Consider the following 18,277-nt stretch of genomic DNA (forward strand, 5'->3'; position numbering starts at 1 on the left):
GTCGAAGTGAGTGGCAGGCACAGTGCTGACAACGATCCTGGCATGCTTTGCTAATGCATTTGTACTGCTTCCAGCTTACGGTAAGGCATTTGGTATGCCGGTACAGGCTTTCGTGGAGATGGGAACTGCTGTACACAGCTCTGTCAACAGCCTTCTGGGCTTTGTAGCGCTGATCATTGTTCCCTTTAACTTAGTGAAATATACTATTGTATCAGTGATCGTATTCTTTGTTTATAAGAGGATCCGTGTGGTTCTCCGAGGTGACTGATACAGGGAAAAGAGGTCATTATGGGCAAGATCAACCAGGTCAGGAAGCTGACAGATAATGCATATCTGAATCTTTACAATGTAAAGGCAACCAGTATACATAATACACCTGTGGATTATTTTGTGGCATCCAGGGCAAAGTCCGAAAAGGAAATGAAGCTTTCCACAGGTGAGAATCCTCCGGATGGAGTGATCATTTACAGCCTTTATGGGGAGAAAAAGGACAAGGTTGTACTGATCCGGCAGTATCGGTATCCCATCGGTACCTATGCTTATGAATTTCCAGCCGGGCTGGTGGAAAAGGGCGAAGACTACCATGACAGTGCAGTACGTGAGCTTTGTGAAGAGACAGGCCTGACCCTTACGCCTTTGAAAGTAGATGAGGCATATCAGAAGCCTTATTTTACTTCTGTAGGGATGTCAGATGAATCCTGTGCAGCAGTCTACGGATATGCCAGCGGCACAGTGAGTACAGATGCCCAGGAGGCTTCAGAGGAGATCCAGGTGGTGCTTGCAGACCGGGAAGAAGTTAAAAGAATCCTCCTGGAAGAAAGGGTATCCATCATGTGTGCGTATATGCTGATGCATTTTCTGAAGGATGAGAAGCCCTTTGACTTCCTGGAGGTTTTGAAATAAAACTGATCAGATATATTTTAATTTTAAAGTCATTCACTTAACTTTGTGCAGGCACAGGAGGGTGAATGACTTTTCTGTAGTTGTGATCATTAATATTCTGCATAGTCGTCGATCACATTATCATCTGCAGATGCGTCACCGGATGTATCACCAGATGTATCGCCTGGGGTATCCGGAGTGCTGATATCGCCGGAGGTATCTACGCCGCCGGAAGGATCATCAGCAGGGGGCGTATCCTCAGAGGTATCATCTCCTGTTACAGTATCGTCGATCACTTCATCAGAAGCGCCATCCGGATTGGAGTTATCCGGTTCATTGGATGGTGTGTCAGGGGTATAAGTATTATCTGTGGAAGTATCCTCACCTGAGGGATTGTCCTGATAATTGCTTTCCTGGTTATAGATCGGGAAATCCGATCCGGAGGATGTGCTGCCAGTGGCAGCTTCGGCCTCGGCAGCTGTTGCCGGGGCTTCTTTTAATGTAGTGGTGGCAGTAGGGATCCGTATGCTCTGGGGAACTACCACGTAGATCAGAAGCATAACACCGCAGAACAGTGCTGCACTTACTGCTATCTTTATCTCATCTGTATGTCGTCTCATGGAAACACTCCTTTTCACAGGCTTCAGAAGGAAATCCATATCTGAAATGTTTTTTATGCCGGGCACTTAAAATATGCTTCCGGCGGTGTCTGTTTTATTTCTGGATTATATCATAAACAGAATAAAATTTGTAGTGTGCAGATGCATAAAAACACCTTTGAATACCTTTACGCAAACACTTTCTTGCATTAAAATATGAAAATTTTCCTGTAATGCAGTAAAAAAGTGCTTTTCATACGTACAGAATCGTGCTAAAATGAAAAATAAATTTTATCTCAGTCGAGAAGACTCCCACCTCTTTCATGTGGTGAGTAACAGCAAGTTCGTCTCAGTGGGAGTCCAATCTCCGACTGAGATAAACGCTCCGCGAGGATGCGCAGTGATTCTGTAAAGAATATGTCAGCTTACGCTGACCAGAATCACGCGCCAAGTCTCGCGGCTGCTCGACTTGAAGATTTGGTGTCAAAACACCAAAATATGGAAAAGAAAGAGGAGTTATTATGACACAGGCAACCATTTGTATTTTGATCACGATTTTTCTGTATCTTCTGGGGATGCTGGCCATTGGATTTTACTGTGCCAAGAAGACAGCTTCCACATCCGACTTCTTCCTTGGAGGAAGAAAGCTTGGACCTTTTGTAACCGCCATGAGTGCAGAAGCCTCAGATATGTCCAGTTATCTGGTAATGGGACTTCCTGGACTGGCATATCTGTCCGGTGTGGCTGATGTAGGCTGGACCATTATCGGTCTGGCAGCAGGTACCTATCTGGCGTGGCTACTGGTAGCAAGAAGGATCCGCAGATATTCCCAGATTACCGGCTCCATTACACTTCCACAGTTTTTCTCAAACAGATTCCATGATAAGAGAAGTATTCTGGCAGCCATTGCAGCAGTGGTGATCATTATCTTTTTTGTACCATATACAGCAGCAGGCTTTGCCGGCTGCGGCAAGCTTTTCTCATCCTTGTTCGGCATGGATTATATGACCGCAATGGTGATCTCAGCTCTTGTGATCGTAGGATATACAGCTACCGGCGGTTTTCTGGCAGCATCCATCACAGACCTGATCCAGAGCATCATTATGACGGTGGCTATTATGACAGTTCTTATTTTTGCTACTGTACAGGCAGGCGGTATTGGCGCAGTGCTTGACAATGCCAAATCCCTTCCAGGATATCTTTCCTTTGGAAGCACATATCTGGAAGAGACTGGAACCAGCGAACCTTATACACTTTTACATATTATTACTACTGTTTCCTGGGGACTGGGATATTTCGGAATGCCTCATTTCCTGCTTCGCTTCATGGCCATTGAGGATGAGAAAAAGCTGAAGCTTTCCAGAAGGGTTGCTTCCGTATGGGTTTCCATTTCCATGGCACTGGTTGTTGTGATCGGTATTGCAGGACGTGCATTAAGCAGCAAAGGTATCCTTGATACACTTCACGGAGCAGATACAGAGACCATCATTGTCAGGATTTCTGACCTGTTATCCGGTTATGGGATTATCCCGGCTCTGCTTGCCGGACTGATCCTTTCCGGTATTCTGGCAAGTACCATGTCCACAGCAGATTCCCAGCTTCTGGCAGCATCCTCCAGTGTTTCCCAGAACCTGCTTCAGGAAGCTTTTCATCTGAAGCTGTCCCAGAAGGCAAGTATGATCGCTGCAAGGACAACAGTTATTGTGATCGCAGTTCTTGGCCTGTTTCTTGCAAAGAATCCGGACAGCTCTGTATTCGGTATTGTATCCTTTGCCTGGGCAGGCTTTGGTGCAGCCTTTGGTCCGGTAGTGATGTGTGCCCTGTTCTGGAAGCGCGCAACTTTCCCTGGAGCAGTGGCAGGTATGATTTCCGGCGGAGTTATGGTTTTTGTATGGAAATACCTGATCCGGCCAATGGGCGGTGTCTGGGGGATTTATGAGCTGCTTCCTGCATTTCTGGTTGGAACATTGATGATCGTGGTAGTCAGTCTTCTTACAAAGAAACCATCTGCTGAGATTGAAGCAGAGTTTGAGCTTGCAAAGAAAAAAACTGACCTGTAAGAAAGTGAAAACATACAGTAACAGATTTAAAAGAGTTTGAAGTGGTAAAAAAAAGGTATCGCTTAATCATCTGATGGGATGGTTTGGCGATACCTTTTCTATTTCAGGAAAAATATACGGATGCCCTTTGAAATCCCGCGGATCATTTTCTGCTGGTAAGCAGCAGTCTGCATCAGACGGTCTTCCGCAGGGTTTGACATATATCCAAGTTCGATCAGGGTAGTGGGAACCTTGCTCCAGTTATTGCCGGTCATAGTGTCTGTTTCCCATACCTTTTCTTTAAAGCAGCCGGTACTCTTTACATAGGCATTAAGAACAGCCTCTGAAAGAGAATAGCTGCTTTTTATCTGTTTTGAGGTAAGATAAGGATTGGCAGCTGTCACGCACACAGTACGTGCGCCTGCTGCCTGCTGGGAGGTGAAGCTGTTTGCGTGGATCCGGATATAGGCATCTGCTTTTTTACCATTGGCAAAGGCAGCACGCTGTCTGCAGCTTTTGGCTGTCTTATGGTCAGTTCTGGTAAGGAAGACCTTGCAGCCCTGTTTCTTTAGAAGAATGGATAGCTTTTTGGCTACTGTCAGGGTCAGCTGGTATTCAGGTACCCCAGTGGCTATACCCTGTGTGCCTGGATTATCCCTGGCTTTTTGCTCTGGGGAGCCTGGACCTAAAGGCTCGGTTCCCTGTGCAGTTACACCGGAATGCCCTGGATCCAGCACAACTACAGGAGTCCAGATCCCTTGGGCATCGATCTTGCGTCCCTGGACAGTCACATTTGCACGCATCTTTCCGGTCTGGCGTCCGAAATAGCGGTAATGTCCACGGATGTATTGCCAGCCTGTAAGCATCCTTCCGCTGGAATCAAAGGCATAATAGGCATTCCTGATCCTGCGAAGACCTTTCAGTTTTTTGCCGTTTTGATAATAATATTTCCCTGTGCGGTTTGCTTTCCAGCCTGTAAAACCGGCTGCCTGAACCTGCATGGCTCCAGGAAGTACTGAGGCATTGCCCGGGACATCAGGGCTTAGTAAAAGGGTCAGCACAAGCAGCAGGATAAATAGCGGGGAAAATTTTCTTACTGTTTTCATAAGGAAAAACGCACATTTCGGAAGTGGCTGTGCAGTGCGCCATCTGTGTCTTGTGGATCTTGCTCCGGATCAAAATAGTATGCAGGATTTTGGAATATATCGTTGATGGCAATGATGGCAGCGCCATAAACCATAGAGTCCTGCTTATAAGAGCTTAATCGGATGGAGGTGGTTTCCATTGTCTGGGGAACCACTCTTTTCTGTACATTAGAGATCACCCGTTCCAGCATCAGGGTGGGGTTCACATGAGCCATTTCATCTCCGATCACGATGGCTCTTGGGTTAAAGCTGTTGATCACATTAATAATGCCGATAGACAGGTAATCACACATTTCCATATAAAGCTTTACTGCGGTGGGATCTTTTTTTCTTACCAGCAGAACAGCATCTGAGAAAGTAAGCTCACCTTTTTTGCCAAAGGCTTCATTCAGCTTTTTTACAAAGGTAATGGAAGAGCAGTAGCCTTCCAGACAGCCGTAATTCCCACAGGAGCATCTGGGGCCGTGGATATCAATGGTGGTATGTCCAATCTCACCTGCAGCACCGGTAGACCCTGTCAGCAGGGCGCCGTTGTTCACGATGCCGGCGCCAACACCCTGGGCAAAAGCAACATATACCAGCACATCAGTATTATTCGTCTCTTTACTATACCAGAACTGAGCCAGTGCAGCTGCATTGGCATGCTCTTCAATGATCACCTGGATCTTGTAATGTTCCATAAATTCATCCTTCAGCGGAATGTCTGCCCATCCTTCCACTTCGGTAACAACAGAAATCCGGCCTTTCACACGGTTGTAAGGGCCGGGGATGGCAAGCCCCAGTGCAAGGATCTTTTTATCTGGAAATTGCCTGATCATTTTGTCCATTGCATGGAACACCATGTCCATGATCTCCCTGGCATTTTGTCCGTGCTTAATACTGGTTCTGCGGATCGTAACGGCTTCTCCGTACAGATTGAAAAGCCCTACAGAGAAATTCTGTCTGGCGATCCGGATCCCGGCTACCGCAAGATCCTCTGTGTTCAGGGAGATGGCAATGGAGCGGCGCCCCTTCACGCCGGTGAGCAATCCTACTTCCTTTACAAGATTCCAGTTCATAAAGTCATTGATAATATGTGTAACCGTCGCCTGCTTTAGACCAGAATGTTCTGCTAATGTGGTTCTGGCACATACCTTTTCACGCCGCAGAAGATTCAGCAAAAGGCTGCGGTTCAGATTCTGGATATTTCCCTGGTTCAGGCCTCGCATGGTTTCTTTCATCAGTCATACCTCTCAGAATATTTTATAGGATGAACACTGTAATCTGGATTTTATCGTTCCCACACCCAAAACATAATGGGTTAATACAGTGTTCAGATGAATAACAACCCTAAATAAAATTATTAGTTCAATTTATTACTTAATTCAATTATATTATATAGTAAAAAAAAGATAGATGCAAGACAAAAACAGCCGGACCATCAAAGGAGATGATCCGGCAGGAAAAAAACGGTCATAGGAATTTATGCGAAATATACATTCACATCATGCTCTTTAAAATACTCAATGTACTGGGAAGGCGCATTCCCATTGGTGATCACATTGGGAATACTGTCCAGGCTGCACAAATGGGTAAACGCCCGTTTGTTGAACTTGGATTCATTCAGCAGCATGTAAATATCTTTCACATTCTGAAGGAGATAATTATACAGTGGAAGCTGTGCCCGGTTGGTGATGGAGTAACCGTATTCCAGGTCAGCACCGTCAATAGTGAAAAACAACTTGTCAAAATACAGCTTCCGAAGATTCTGTATGATGGATTCGTCCAGGGTTTCAATATGGTTGCTTCCAAGATGGATATTGCCTCCAAGGAGAAAAACACCGATATCATGATTGGAAGCAAGCTCCAGTGCACCGGTAATGTTGGTGGTAACAACTGTGATCCCCTTCTTGTCGCTTTTGTTCAGGTGACGGCAGAGAAGAGAACCTGTAAAACCGGCTCCTACAAAAAGGATATCCCCGGAATGGATAAGGTCAATGGACTTCTGGGCAATGGCATTCTTGCACTCAAACTGGTCATCTGCCATTTTGATTGAGGAGAAAACCTGGAAATAATTGGATTCGTCCTTTTTGTCGATAGCAGACTGCTCCGGCTTCTGTGCACCGCCATGTGTACGCGTAAGAAGACCCTTCTCCTCAAGCTGTGCAAGATCCCTTCTGGTGGTGGCAAGGGAAGCACCTGTAAGATTGCAAAGTGTCTGCGTGGCTGCAGTATGATTCTGGTCAAGATAATCCAATATTAATTTCTTACGTTCCGTAGCTAGCATAAACATCTCCATTATATATCCCGTCAGGAAAGGGATTTTTCTATTTTTACCAGCCTGCTTGTGCCCAGCCTGGAAGCACCAAGGGAAATAAATTTCTCTGCATCATCAAAAGAGGAAATGCCTCCGGCAGCTTTGATCTTAACATCTGGTCCAACATATTTTGCAAAGAGTGCGATGTCGTCAAAGGTAGCGCCGCCAGTTGAGAAACCGGTGGAGGTTTTGATAAAATCTGCCTTTGCCTGAGTGACGATCTCACACATTTTGATCTTTTCTTCTTCATTTAACAGACAGGTTTCAATAATTACTTTCAATATTTTATTATCACATACTTCTTTTAGTTTTTCAATTTCATTTTGCACATAAGCGTAATTTTTAGCCTTTAATGCACCAATATTGATCACCATATCCAGCTCGGATGCACCATTTGCAATGGCATCCTTGGCTTCATAGATCTTAGCCTCTGTGGTGTGGTTGCCGTTTGGAAAACCGATCACTGTACAGATAGGAAGCTTGCCCTGTACATACTCTGCTGCTGCAGCAACATAACAGGGGGGAATACATACGGAAGCTGTGCCGTAACGAAGCCCGTCGTCGCAGATCTGACGGATCTCCTCCCAGGTGGCTGTCTGTGCCAGTAATGTGTGGCTCACCATTTTTAATACTTCGCTGTGTGTCATGTAATACTCCTTTCCTTTACAAAGAAATCATCTTAATTATTATTTATACGGATTGCTTCGCGCTTTGCAATCTCACTACGATCATTATATACTATGATGAGCGATTCGTCAATTAAAAATGAGCGAAATTGAGCGATAACATATAATATATAAAAAGAATGAACAAAAAACTAAAAATATATTGAAATTCAACAGGCTTTATGTTAATATCTAAAAAGGAAAAACGATAAAACAATCAAAAACAATCAAAACAAAGCAACCAGGACAGGAAGGGGGATATATATGAGTTTTGACAAAGTGCAGGCAGATCGTCTGGCAGTCAAAATCAGAAGAATATTTTAAGGGCCATTGCATCCGAAGGGGAAGGGCCATATAGGCGGATCTCTTTCCATTGCAGACACTTTTGCAGTCCTTTACAGCGGAGTGGCAAAAGTAGATCCGACAGACCCGGGTAAAGCAGACCGGGATTTTGTAGTTATGTCCAAAGGACATTGCGGGCCGGCTATGTATGCAGTGCTGGCTGCCAAAGGCTTTTTTCCGGAAGAGGCTTTGGATACGCTGAACAAAGGAAATACCATTCTTCCAAGCCATACAGACCGGCTGAAAACGCCTGGGGTGGATATTTCTACAGGCTCTCTTGGACAGGGGGCATCCCTGGCAGCAGGGGCAGCACTGGCAGACAAGCTTGATGGGAAAACTTCTTATGTATATATGATTTTGGGAGATGGAGAACTGGATGAGGGCCAGGTGTGGGAGTCTGCATTATTTGCAGCACATCACAAGCTGGATCATCTGATCACTTTTGTAGATGTGAATGGCAAACAGCTGGATGGAACTACAGACCAGGTGTGCTGTCTTGGCAGTATTGAGGATAAGTTCAGGGCCTTTGGCTATCATGTGGTTTCTGTTCAGGATGGAAATGACACCGGACAGATCTATCAGGCGATTCAGGAAGCAAAAGCAGTGAAGGACAAACCTTCCGTGATTCTTTTACATACAGTGAAGGGAGCCGGCATCCGTTATTATGAGGAGATGGCGAACTGCCATTCCACAGAAGCTGAAGAAAGAAAATCTGCCGGATTTCTATCAGGAGCTTGACAGAAGGCTGAAAGAAAAGGAGGAGGCGTAACTGTGGAGGAGCTGAGAAAGGTTTTTTATAAAACAATGGCAGAAATGATGGATGAAAATCCCCAGGTGGTATATCTGGATGCGGATCTGGCAGGAGCCATGGGAACAGCCGGACTGTTTCAGGAGTTTCCGCAGCAGGCCTTTGATATGGGGATCATGGAAGCCAATATGATCGGCGTAGCTGCCGGGATGTCCATAAAAGGTAAGATCCCATTTGTACACAGTTTTGGGCCCTTTGCTTCCCGAAGATGTGCAGACCAGACCTTTTTATCAGGCTGCTACAATAAGGCGAATCTGAAGATCATAGGTTCAGACCCTGGGATCACCGCAGAAACTAACGGTGGTACCCATATGCCATTTGAGGATGTGGGGATCTACAGATCTTTTCCCTGGGATGACCATTATGGATATTGACGAGCCATATCTTCTCCAGGAGATCCTGAAGAAAATGGCAAATACCTATGGTGTGATGTATCTGCGCTTTCCAAGAAAAGGAAAGACCGCTTACTATTCCGGTACAGAAGAATTTCGGATTGGCAAAGGAAACATCGTAAGGGATGGTACAGAATGCTACAGTGATCGCCTGCGGGATTGAAGTTGGTTATGCACTGGAAGCTGCTGAGAATCTGGCAAAAGAAAATATCCAGGTGCGTGTGGAGATATGTTTACCATCAAACCTTTGGATCAGGAGCTTGTGATCCGCTGCGCCAGGGAAACAGGGGCGATCCTGACTGCAGAGAACCATAATATTTATGGCGGACTTGGCAGCGCAGTGGCAGAGGTGCTTGCAGAGAACTGTCATGCTGCCTTTAGCAGAGTGGGAGTACCGGATACCTTTGGCGAGGTTGGAAATAAAAAATTCCTGGCAGATAAGTTTGGGATTTCAGCAGAATACATAGAAAAGGCAGTTAGAGAAGTGATTTTGAAAAAGAAGAAAGGCCTGGGAGATTGACACATGAGAAATGCTTTGTATATACAATCCGGAGGACCTACGGCAGTGATCAACTGTTCTGCCGCCGGTGTGATCCGGGAATGCCAGGAGCTTCTGGAAAAAGGCGGAAAGCTGTACGCAAGCCTTCATGGGATTGACGGCCTGCTTCATGATCATTTGTATGATTGTACAGATATGGATGAAATGCAGCTTTTGCGTTTACGAAATACACCGTCCATGGCTTTTGGCTCCTGCAGATATACAGTGCGGGAGGATACCACAGAGGATTATGACCGGATTCTTGCAACTCTGAAAAAATATCAGATCTATTATATTTTTATTAATGGCGGCAATGGTTCTGTAGCTGCAGGCCACCGTTTGTGCGAGCATCTGAAAAAAGCCGGTTATCCATGTTGTTTGATGGTGATCCCTAAGACAGTGGATAACGATATTGCCATTGTGGATCATGCACCTGGTTTTCCATCAGCTGCCCGTCATACTGTGATCACCATATCAGAACTGGTTCATGATATGTATACCTACGATACAGATCTGATCATGGCAGTGGAAGTGATGGGGCGTAATACAGGATATCTGGCTGCAGCTGCAACCGCAGCCGGGAAAACCGGATGGGGACCGGATCTGATCTATGTACCGGAAGTGGTTTTTGACCCGGAACAGTTTGTAAATGATGTGGCCCAGGTTGTACAGAAAAAAGGCAAATGCTTTGCAGTAGTGGCAGAAGGAGTCAAGACAGCAGACGGCAGATATCTTTTTGAGGATACTACCGTTAATAAAGCAGATGATCCGTCCAAAAATATGGGAGGGATCACCCCTTACCTGAATCATCTTCTGCGGAAACACTTTACCTGCAAGATCCGCTGCATTGATCTGGGATTAATGCAAAGGTGTGGCGCACATGACGCTTCTGAGATTGACAAAACAGAGGCACAGCAGCTTGGAAGCGAAGCTGTGAAGCGTGCTTTTGCCGGAGAAAGTGGGAAGATGGTTACACTTACCAGGATCAGCAGCAGCCCATACAGGACCGAGATACAGACGCTGGATCTGAACCAGGTGGCAGATGTGGAAAGAGTGATGGATCTGTCCTACCTGGAGGATAACCGCCATCAGATCAAAGAAGCTTATATGGAGTATATCCTTCCGCTGATCGGTGATTTACCAGAGTACGTGAAGCTGGACGGGATCAGCTATTAAAACAGGAACAGAAACTGAATAAAGACAGAATCAGGACAGCCTGGACGAGCAGGCCTGTCTGAAGTATATGACCAAAACAAGGAGGAAACAGCAATGTACACTTATCAGGAACTGGGGCTTGTAAATACGAAAGAGATGTTTGCAAAGGCGTATCGTGAAGGCTATGCAGTCCCGGCTTTAAATTTTGTAACCATTGAACAGCTGAATGGAATGATCGATGCAGTGATCGAGAAGAAATCTCCTGTGATCCTGCTGGTATCACCTAATCTTCACCGTCAGCTGGGACATGAGATGACTGCAAGGCTTGCCCAGGTAGCAACAGACCGGATCAAAGAGGCCGGATTACAGATTCCGGTAGCCCTTCATCTGGATCATGGCATGACCTATGAACAGTGCGTGATGGCCATTGAAGGAGGCTTTTCATCCGTTATGATCGATGGAAGCAAGCTGCCTTTTGAGGAGAATATTGCACTGACCAAAAAGGTGGTGGAATATGCCCATGCACATGGTGTTACAGTAGAGGCAGAGCTTGGCATATTAAAAGGAAAGGAGGAGGATGGAACCGAAGGTACAGATGAAAGTATGTATACGGATCCGGAAATGGCAGTAGATTTTATCCGCCGTTCCGGGTGTGACAGTCTGGCAATCTCCATAGGAACCTGCCATGGACTGGTGAAAATGGTTCCCAATGAAGACGGAACCCTGCCGGAACTTCGTTATGATATCCTTCAGTATATTTCGACAAGGAACCTGGCTTCCCCATCGTGCTTCATGGATGCTCCAATATTTCCCAGAAATATGTGGATATGATCAATGAGCATGGAGGACATATTGAAAAGACAGTGGGTATCCCTGATGATCAGGTACGCAAGGCGTCCAAGCTTGCTGTGTGCAAGGTTAATATTGCTACAGACGGATGGATTTGTGGGCTGGCAAATACCAGACGTATCCTGGATGAAGAACCGGGAGCGATTGACAGCCGTGCGTTTACTTTAAAGATCCGCCCGCTGATGAAGGAACTGTATCTCCATAAGATCGATATTATGGGAAGTGCAGACCGGGCATAAATTTAGGACAGGTGTGAAGTATGAAGGATATGGATGAAAAGTTTTTTCTTTGTGTGGAAATCGGAGGCACCAATCTGCGGTATGGAGTGGTGACAAAGGACTATACATTGAAGCAGTTTGACAAGATTCCTTCCAAAGGACTGTCAGATGCCAGGGATAAGGGGGAATATTTGAAGCAGTTGCTGGATCCGGTGCTGGAAGAGAACGGGGGAGTTTCAAACTTTATGTGCATTTCCCTTTCTCTTGCTTCCCTGATGAACCTGGACCGGACCATATGCTATAATTCCCCGAATATCCAGGGCTTTGATAATCTTCCGCTGAAAGCAATTCTGGAAGGCCTGTGGGGGCTTCCGGTGATAATGGAGCGGGATGTGAATACCTCTCTTTTGTATGATCTGTGGAAGAACCATATGGGGCAGGAAGGGATCGTGATCGGCGTGTACATTGGCACTGGCCTTGGAAACGCCATGAGCATTGATGGAAAGGTATATAAAGGCTATACCGGCTCATCCTGTGAGCTGGGACATATTCCTGTGGACGGTCTTGAAAAGATGTGTGGCTGCGGGAAAAAAGGATGCATTGAACTGCGTGCCTGCGGGAAAGTACTGGCAGAGATTGCCAGGGAGCATTATAAGTGTCAGGTTTCTGACATCTTTGTAAAGTACGGGGATCAGCCGGATGTGCTGGATGTGGTGCGTATGTGTGCCCTTGCCACAGCTACAGAGGTAACGATCCTGGATCCTGTGTGTGTTGTGCTTGGCGGTGGTGTGACACAGATGCCTGGGCTTCCCTATGGAGTACTTTATCCGGAATGTAAAAGAAAACCTGCGGACACCGGAGCCTCGGGCTTCCCTTAGGATCGTCCCTGCGTCACCAGATGCAGAAGCAGGGGTGATCGGAGCGGCTCTCAATGCATGCACTGCACTCAAGTAACTGTTTTTGTTGAATGTGAATAAAATCCGATGTGATTAATTGTGATATTCGACAAAATAGCTAAATGAATTTAAAAGTTTGTTGACATTATTAATTAAATGAATTAAGATATAAACATCAAAGGCAACGACATACAAGATGCCGTAGCAAAAATAAGGAGGGTATTTTTTATGAGCAAGAAGGTATTGGCAACAATGTTAGCAGCAACAATGTTAATGGGAGCTACTGCTTCTACAGTATCAGCAGCAGGCTTCACAGCTCCGGAAGGTGTTGATCCATCCGAGTATCATCTGGCAATCTGCATCCATTCTATGGATAATGAGTATTGGGCACAGGAAGCTAAGGGAGCTCAGCTGGCAGCAGAGTATTACGGAGTTGAGGCAGATATCCTTACCTGCGATAGCGATGACAACAAACAGATTCAGGGAATCAAGGACTATATTGCACAGTATGGTGACAAGGCAATCTTCGTAGTTGACCCTTCTTCTACAGCAAACACAGTAAATATTGCTGAGACATGTGAAGATGCAGGCGTTTATGTATCCATCCTTGCACACAGGGCTGAGGGCCTTTATCCGGCAGATTATCCTCACTTTGTAGCATCTCTGATGCTGGATGATATGGCAATCGGTAAAGCTACCGCTTCTGCACTGTTCGAGGCTATCGGTGGTGAAGGCCAGGTTGCAGAGCTTCAGGGACTTCTTGGTGATGACTCCGCTACCAACAGACATGCAGCATTTGAGGAAGCATTAAAGGATTATCCGGACATCGAAGTAGTTGACAGCCAGACAGCAAGCTGGAGCCAGTCAGACGCTATGGCACTTGTAGAGAACTGGATCGTTAATTATCCGGATCTGAAAGGTATCTTCTCCGCAAACGATACAATGGCACTTGGTGCTGTTGAAGCTCTTAAGAACGCTGGAAAGAACGGCGAGATCAAAGTCAGCGGATGTGACGGTATCGAAGCAGCTCTTAACGCAGTTAAAGACGGTGATCTTGTTATCACAAACGCAAACGATGGATATTGCATCGCTGGTTATGGCGCATCCTACGCAATCCAGGCAGCTCTTGGCAGCCTTGACGTAGAGGGTATGGATCCTGCAGAACGTCTGATCTTCTGCAAGACTACACTTGTAACAGCTGACAACGCAGATGACATTATCTCCAAATTCATCGAGACACAGGATCCTGGATATGATTATTCAGACCTTAGCTTCTGCATCGACAAATATCAGGAAGATGGTGCAGCAGCAGACGAAGCAGCAGAATAAATAATCAAGCTGCCCGGAGGGCTCCGGCAGCAAGATAGGATTATAACAAGAGAGGCGAAATGCATGCCGCATTTCGCCTCATCTGTTAAAAACTGGATGTGAGGATGTTCTATGAATAATAAACGGCGTGACTTATTAAAGAAAATGACAGTTAGTCAGCAGTTCGTTACCCAGGCAGAAGACAATGCCAAAATGGATAAGGTCAGAAGATATGCCCCCCTGATTCTGCTGGTTATCATGACTGCGATCGGAGGCATTTCCCAGAAAAACTTTTTTTCCTGGGCGAACATTGTAAATATTATGTTCCAGATGTCTATTCCGCTGGTAATTTCCGTTGGTCTGAGCTTTGTCCTTCTTCTTGGAAGCATTGACCTTTCCATTGAAGGAAATATGGGCTTTGCCGGATCTTTGGTTGCTTTTCTTGTTGTTAATAATTCAAATTCAAATAATTTCGGTATTTTCGGTGTGCTTATTGCTATCCTGATCGGGCTGGCAGTTGGTACAGTAGTTGGATTCCTCCATACAAAAGGAAGGATCGCAAGCTTTATTGTTTCTTATGCAGTTGGTTGTATTATGACAGGCGCAGCAGTGTTGATCTACAGAGGTACACCAATTCAGGTTAAGGATCCTATGTTCATTGCTATTTCTCAGGGAAGGCTTTTCGGGATTCCATACATTACGTTGATTTCATTTGCTGTGTTTATCATAGGAGCGATCATTATGAACTATACTGCATTCGGTCGTGCAGTATTTGCAATCGGTGACAATGAAGCGGCAGCAGCTTCTACAGGGATCAATATTACACGCACCAAGATCAAGGTGTACGCTTTATGTGGATGTACAGCAGCGATTGCCGGTGTACTTCAGTGTATGAGATTAAAGCTTGGACAGTCTAACCTTGGATTGAACCAGATGTTCCCGGTTGTTACAGCTATCGTACTTGGCGGTGGTTCCGTAAGCGGCGGTAAGGGCGGTTCCCTTCAGACCTTTGTAGGTGTGCTGATCTATACGGAGCTGGCAAACTGGCTGACCCTGATGGGCGTTGATACAAACCTTAAAAAGGTCATCCAGGGTATTATCATTATTATCGCTGTTACGCTTACAGTAGAGCATAACAGAAAGACTGTAGTGAAGTAAACGGAGGGATACATATGGGTGAAGTTTTATTTGAAACAAAAGGCGTTGGCAAAACATATGGATCCAATACTGTTTTGCATGATATTGATATGAAGATCCACAGCGGCGAGGTAATCGGACTGATCGGTGAGAACGGAGCCGGTAAATCTACTCTGATGAAGCTGATCAGTGGTGTTGAGACTCCTTCCATGGGAGAGATGTTTTACATGGGTAAGCCTTATGTAGCAACATCCATTATCAATGCGAATAAGCAGGGCATCGGAATGGTATTCCAGGAGCAGTCCCTGGTAGCAAATCTTACAGTTGCCCAGAACATTTACCTTGGCCGTGAGAAAAAGTACTCCAAAGCAGGACTTGTAAATTGGGCAGAAATGAACAAGGATGCAAAGAAAGCACTGGAGCGTGTAGACATTAAACTGGAACCTGGTAAAAAGGTCCGTGATATTGATATGGCAACCAGAGAGATGGTTGAGATTGCCAAGGTGCTGGATGTTGTAACAGAAGCAGCTGAAGGACATGCGATCATCCTTCTTGATGAGCCTACCACCGTGCTTTCAGATGATGAGATCCAGGAGATGTATGTACAGATCCGGAAGATGAAGGCAGCAGGAAATGGTATTGTATTTATTTCCCATCATCTGGATGAGATCCTTGCGATCACAGATACGATCTACGTATTTAAGGATGGTGAGGAAACAGCTGTTTTTCCTACTGCAGAAGCGAATATTGATGTTCTGTATGAGAAGATGGTAGGAAGAGCGACTACAGGAGAGTTTTATGTGGAGGCACAGCAGAGCGTGCCATCAGATAAAGTGGTTCTTGAGGTAGATGATTTAAGTCTTTTTGGTGTATTTAACCACATTTCCTTTAAGCTTCATGAGGGAGAGGTGCTTGGACTTGCAGGTCTGGACGGATCCGGTGCAGAGGATGTATGTAACTGTCTGGTGGGACAGGTAGCACCTACAGAAGGACGTATCCTGATAGAGGGAAAAGAAGTCAGATTCGGCAACTCCTATCAGGCAAGGAAAGCAGGGATCCTTTCAGTACCTAAGGATCGAAGAGATGAAGGAATGGTCAGCATTCTTTCTATTGAAGACAATATTACCATATCCAGCTGGGAGCATATGAAGAGCAAAGGCCTTCTGTCCGGAAAGAAGATCCGTCAGACGGCACTGAAATGGATCAAGGAAGCAGGTATTAAATGTACCGGACCTAAGGAACGTATTTCACAGCTTTCCGGCGGTAATGCACAGAAAGTTATTTTTGCAAGGGTTCTTGAAAGTGGCTGTAAGGTGCTGATCCTGAATCATCCTACCAGAGGTGTGGATGTAGGTGCAAAACAGGAGATTTACCGTCTGGTACGTGAGATGACAGCTGCCGGTCATGCAATCATTGTAATTGGTGATACTCTGGATGAATGTCTTGGTTTATCCAGTAATGTTATTGTTTTCAGAGACGGTTGATCAGCGGATCCTTTGACTGCCCTGTAGACTTCAAACCTTCCCAGCAGGAAGTTGTACATTTTATGATGTAGGAGGGCAGAAGAGAAATGAAGCAGAAAAAATTCAGTTTATCCAATTTATCACAGTACATGGTAGTTATCAGTATTGTGCTGGTATTCCTTGTATTTACAATTTTAAATCCTACCTTTATCAGTGCATACAGCCTTCAGAACCTTCTGGTTGAGGTTTCTCCGCTGATCCTGCTGGCAGGAGGCCTGTCATTTATCATCTTTACAGGTGGTATTGATCTGGGATCCGGTGCCATGGTATCTGCTACCTGCGTTATTTCAGGTCTTTATGTAAGCCGTTTCGGCAACTGGATCATTCCTATCATGGTGGTGATCGGTGTGCTCCTTGGCATGTTGAATGGTGTGATCGTAACAAAATTAAAGATTCCGTCCTTTATCGTAACTCTTTGTACTCAGAACTTATGGGCATTTATCGCTTTGTATTTCTGTCCCAATGGTTCTGTGGCAGTCGGAATGGAATACAGAAAAGAAATCAGCTGGATGACAAGTAAGATCGCAGGGATCCCTATTATTTTCTTATTTGCAGTCGTTGTAGTGATCCTGCTCTATATTTTCCAGCAGTATACACCATCCGGAAGGGCGATCTTTGCAGTAGGCGCCAATATCCGTTCTACCAGGCTTGCAGGTGTGGATACAGATAAAGCGCCAGATCATGGCTTTTGTGGTCAGCGGTGCATGCAGCTCTCTGGCAGGTGCAGCTGTATGCATACAAACGGGAATCAGTCGGTGCCTACCATCGGTGATGCACTTACACTTTCAGCCATTGCTTCCATAGCATTGGGCGGAACATCCATGGCAGGCGGCCGTGGAAGCGTGCTCCGTACAACGATTGGTGTTATTACCATCACTGCAATTACATCAGGACTTAACATGATGGGAGTAGATCCTCTCTGGAAAGATATTATTATTGGTGTCATCCTGATCGTAGCCGTATATCTGAATTCAGATACTAAAGGCAGAGATATTATTGTAAAATAATTTTCTTAAAAGAGCAGGAGAAGTCTTTTCTCCTGCTCTTTGTTTCAACAATAGGAAATTACTTCGTGATGCTCCTATTATAAAAACAATGCTCCGCAAGGATGCGGCAGCAGACAGGAAAATACTTTTGATTTTGAGACATCGGAGGAATTGCAATGAAGAAAAAAGTTCGGTTTTGTATCATTTGCGCTATGACAGTATCATTATTTGGAACCGTGCAGGTTCCGGCAGCAGGGAAGGCAAAGGAAGGGCAGGAAGAACAGCAGCAGGATGATTCAGAATCAAAGGCAACTTATCTGTCACAGTTTGATGCAGGTTCCTATGTGGAGCTGGCAGATTACAGTTCCATCCCGGTGAGGCCAATGAAGGGGATACCAGCGGGATCGAGAATGATATAGGAGATTACCTGCTGAAGAACAGTACCTTTGTTAAAGAGCTTCCCATCCTCTTTTGTGAATCGGAATACTTCCACTTTAAA

General features: G+C 45.4%; 22 protein-coding genes. 17 read left to right on the plus strand and 5 right to left on the minus strand.

The window, feature by feature from the left end; translation table 11 throughout:
• The first annotated feature begins 22 nt into the window (after window positions 1-22).
• Window positions 23-268 (plus strand): hypothetical protein, encoded by a 246-nt coding sequence (locus R1Y93_RS08970; protein WP_500822542.1) that lies wholly within the window; start codon window positions 23-25, stop codon window positions 266-268.
• Window positions 269-288: 20 nt separating this feature from the next.
• Window positions 289-903 (plus strand): NUDIX hydrolase, encoded by a 615-nt coding sequence (locus R1Y93_RS08975; RefSeq protein WP_500822543.1) that lies wholly within the window; start codon window positions 289-291, stop codon window positions 901-903.
• Between the two features lie 89 nt (window positions 904-992).
• Here R1Y93_RS08975 and R1Y93_RS08980 read toward each other — a convergent pair whose 3' ends face one another.
• Entirely contained in the window at window positions 993-1,502 is a 510-nt protein-coding gene (locus R1Y93_RS08980; protein WP_500822544.1) for a hypothetical protein, read from the minus strand.
• A 500-nt stretch (window positions 1,503-2,002) separates the two neighbouring features.
• Here R1Y93_RS08980 and R1Y93_RS08985 point away from each other — a divergent pair, with 500 nt between their 5' ends.
• Complete coding sequence (locus R1Y93_RS08985; RefSeq protein WP_500822545.1) at window positions 2,003-3,541, plus strand: sodium/proline symporter; 1,539 nt, start codon at window positions 2,003-2,005, stop codon at window positions 3,539-3,541.
• A gap of 98 nt (window positions 3,542-3,639) precedes the next feature.
• Here R1Y93_RS08985 and R1Y93_RS08990 read toward each other — a convergent pair whose 3' ends face one another.
• The 4 genes from R1Y93_RS08990 to deoC all read right to left on the minus strand — a co-directional run bounded on the left by R1Y93_RS08990 (window position 3,640) and on the right by deoC (window position 7,608).
• Entirely contained in the window at window positions 3,640-4,626 is a 987-nt protein-coding gene (locus tag R1Y93_RS08990; protein WP_500822546.1) for an N-acetylmuramoyl-L-alanine amidase family protein, read from the minus strand.
• A complete protein-coding gene (locus R1Y93_RS08995; protein ID WP_500822547.1) occupies window positions 4,623-5,885 on the minus strand; it encodes an ROK family protein in 1,263 nt (420 codons plus the stop codon). Before R1Y93_RS08995 ends, R1Y93_RS08990 begins: the two co-directional genes overlap by 4 nt.
• 242 nt (window positions 5,886-6,127) lie before the next feature.
• On the minus strand, window positions 6,128-6,931 hold the full coding sequence (locus R1Y93_RS09000) for a DeoR/GlpR family DNA-binding transcription regulator (protein ID WP_500822548.1): 804 nt from the start codon (window positions 6,929-6,931) through the stop codon (window positions 6,128-6,130).
• 23 nt (window positions 6,932-6,954) lie between these two features.
• Window positions 6,955-7,608 carry a deoxyribose-phosphate aldolase gene (gene deoC / locus R1Y93_RS09005; RefSeq protein ID WP_500822549.1) on the minus strand — a complete coding sequence of 218 codons (654 nt, stop codon included), beginning with the start codon at window positions 7,606-7,608 and terminating at the stop codon, window positions 6,955-6,957.
• Between the two features lie 348 nt (window positions 7,609-7,956).
• On the opposite strand from deoC, the gene R1Y93_RS09010 reads away from it, so the two are divergent.
• The 14 genes from R1Y93_RS09010 to R1Y93_RS09075 all read left to right on the plus strand — a co-directional run bounded on the left by R1Y93_RS09010 (window position 7,957) and on the right by R1Y93_RS09075 (window position 18,197).
• Window positions 7,957-8,706 carry a transketolase gene (locus tag R1Y93_RS09010; RefSeq protein ID WP_500822550.1) on the plus strand — a complete coding sequence of 250 codons (750 nt, stop codon included), beginning with the start codon at window positions 7,957-7,959 and terminating at the stop codon, window positions 8,704-8,706.
• Window positions 8,707-8,739: 33 nt separating this feature from the next.
• On the plus strand, window positions 8,740-9,150 hold the full coding sequence (locus R1Y93_RS09015) for a transketolase family protein (RefSeq protein WP_500822551.1): 411 nt from the start codon (window positions 8,740-8,742) through the stop codon (window positions 9,148-9,150).
• Entirely contained in the window at window positions 9,140-9,331 is a 192-nt protein-coding gene (locus R1Y93_RS09020; protein ID WP_500822552.1) for a hypothetical protein, read from the plus strand. Before R1Y93_RS09015 ends, R1Y93_RS09020 begins: the two co-directional genes overlap by 11 nt.
• Window positions 9,294-9,434 carry a transketolase C-terminal domain-containing protein gene (locus R1Y93_RS09025; protein WP_500822553.1) on the plus strand — a complete coding sequence of 47 codons (141 nt, stop codon included), beginning with the start codon at window positions 9,294-9,296 and terminating at the stop codon, window positions 9,432-9,434. Before R1Y93_RS09020 ends, R1Y93_RS09025 begins: the two co-directional genes overlap by 38 nt.
• Window positions 9,398-9,688, plus strand: coding sequence for a transketolase C-terminal domain-containing protein (locus R1Y93_RS09030; RefSeq protein WP_500822554.1), 291 nt, complete (start codon window positions 9,398-9,400; stop codon window positions 9,686-9,688). Before R1Y93_RS09025 ends, R1Y93_RS09030 begins: the two co-directional genes overlap by 37 nt.
• Window positions 9,689-9,691: 3 nt before the next feature.
• Window positions 9,692-10,882 (plus strand): diphosphate--fructose-6-phosphate 1-phosphotransferase, encoded by a 1,191-nt coding sequence (locus R1Y93_RS09035; protein WP_500822555.1) that lies wholly within the window; start codon window positions 9,692-9,694, stop codon window positions 10,880-10,882.
• A gap of 93 nt (window positions 10,883-10,975) precedes the next feature.
• On the plus strand, window positions 10,976-11,692 hold the full coding sequence (locus R1Y93_RS09040; protein ID WP_500822556.1) for a class II fructose-bisphosphate aldolase: 717 nt from the start codon (window positions 10,976-10,978) through the stop codon (window positions 11,690-11,692).
• Window positions 11,647-11,949, plus strand: coding sequence for a class II fructose-bisphosphate aldolase (locus tag R1Y93_RS09045; RefSeq protein WP_500822557.1), 303 nt, complete (start codon window positions 11,647-11,649; stop codon window positions 11,947-11,949). The genes R1Y93_RS09040 and R1Y93_RS09045 overlap by 46 nt, the downstream gene beginning before the upstream one ends.
• A gap of 20 nt (window positions 11,950-11,969) precedes the next feature.
• The gene (locus R1Y93_RS09050) at window positions 11,970-12,806 is read left to right on the plus strand and encodes an ROK family protein (protein ID WP_500822558.1); all 837 of its coding nucleotides are present in this window, start codon (window positions 11,970-11,972) and stop codon (window positions 12,804-12,806) included.
• A 246-nt stretch (window positions 12,807-13,052) separates the two neighbouring features.
• Window positions 13,053-14,153 carry a sugar ABC transporter substrate-binding protein gene (locus R1Y93_RS09055; protein WP_173727833.1) on the plus strand — a complete coding sequence of 367 codons (1,101 nt, stop codon included), beginning with the start codon at window positions 13,053-13,055 and terminating at the stop codon, window positions 14,151-14,153.
• Between the two features lie 111 nt (window positions 14,154-14,264).
• Window positions 14,265-15,290, plus strand: a complete 1,026-nt coding sequence (locus R1Y93_RS09060; RefSeq protein WP_500822559.1) for an ABC transporter permease — start codon at window positions 14,265-14,267, stop codon at window positions 15,288-15,290.
• A 14-nt stretch (window positions 15,291-15,304) separates the two neighbouring features.
• Window positions 15,305-16,753, plus strand: a complete 1,449-nt coding sequence (locus R1Y93_RS09065) for a sugar ABC transporter ATP-binding protein (protein ID WP_500822560.1) — start codon at window positions 15,305-15,307, stop codon at window positions 16,751-16,753.
• Window positions 16,754-16,839: 86 nt separating this feature from the next.
• Window positions 16,840-17,799, plus strand: a complete 960-nt coding sequence (locus R1Y93_RS09070) for an ABC transporter permease (protein ID WP_500822561.1) — start codon at window positions 16,840-16,842, stop codon at window positions 17,797-17,799.
• A 155-nt stretch (window positions 17,800-17,954) separates the two neighbouring features.
• Window positions 17,955-18,197, plus strand: coding sequence for a hypothetical protein (locus R1Y93_RS09075; protein WP_500822562.1), 243 nt, complete (start codon window positions 17,955-17,957; stop codon window positions 18,195-18,197).
• The last annotated feature ends 80 nt before the right edge of the window (window positions 18,198-18,277 follow it).

Source organism: Blautia sp. HA3515 (genome assembly GCF_059933065.1).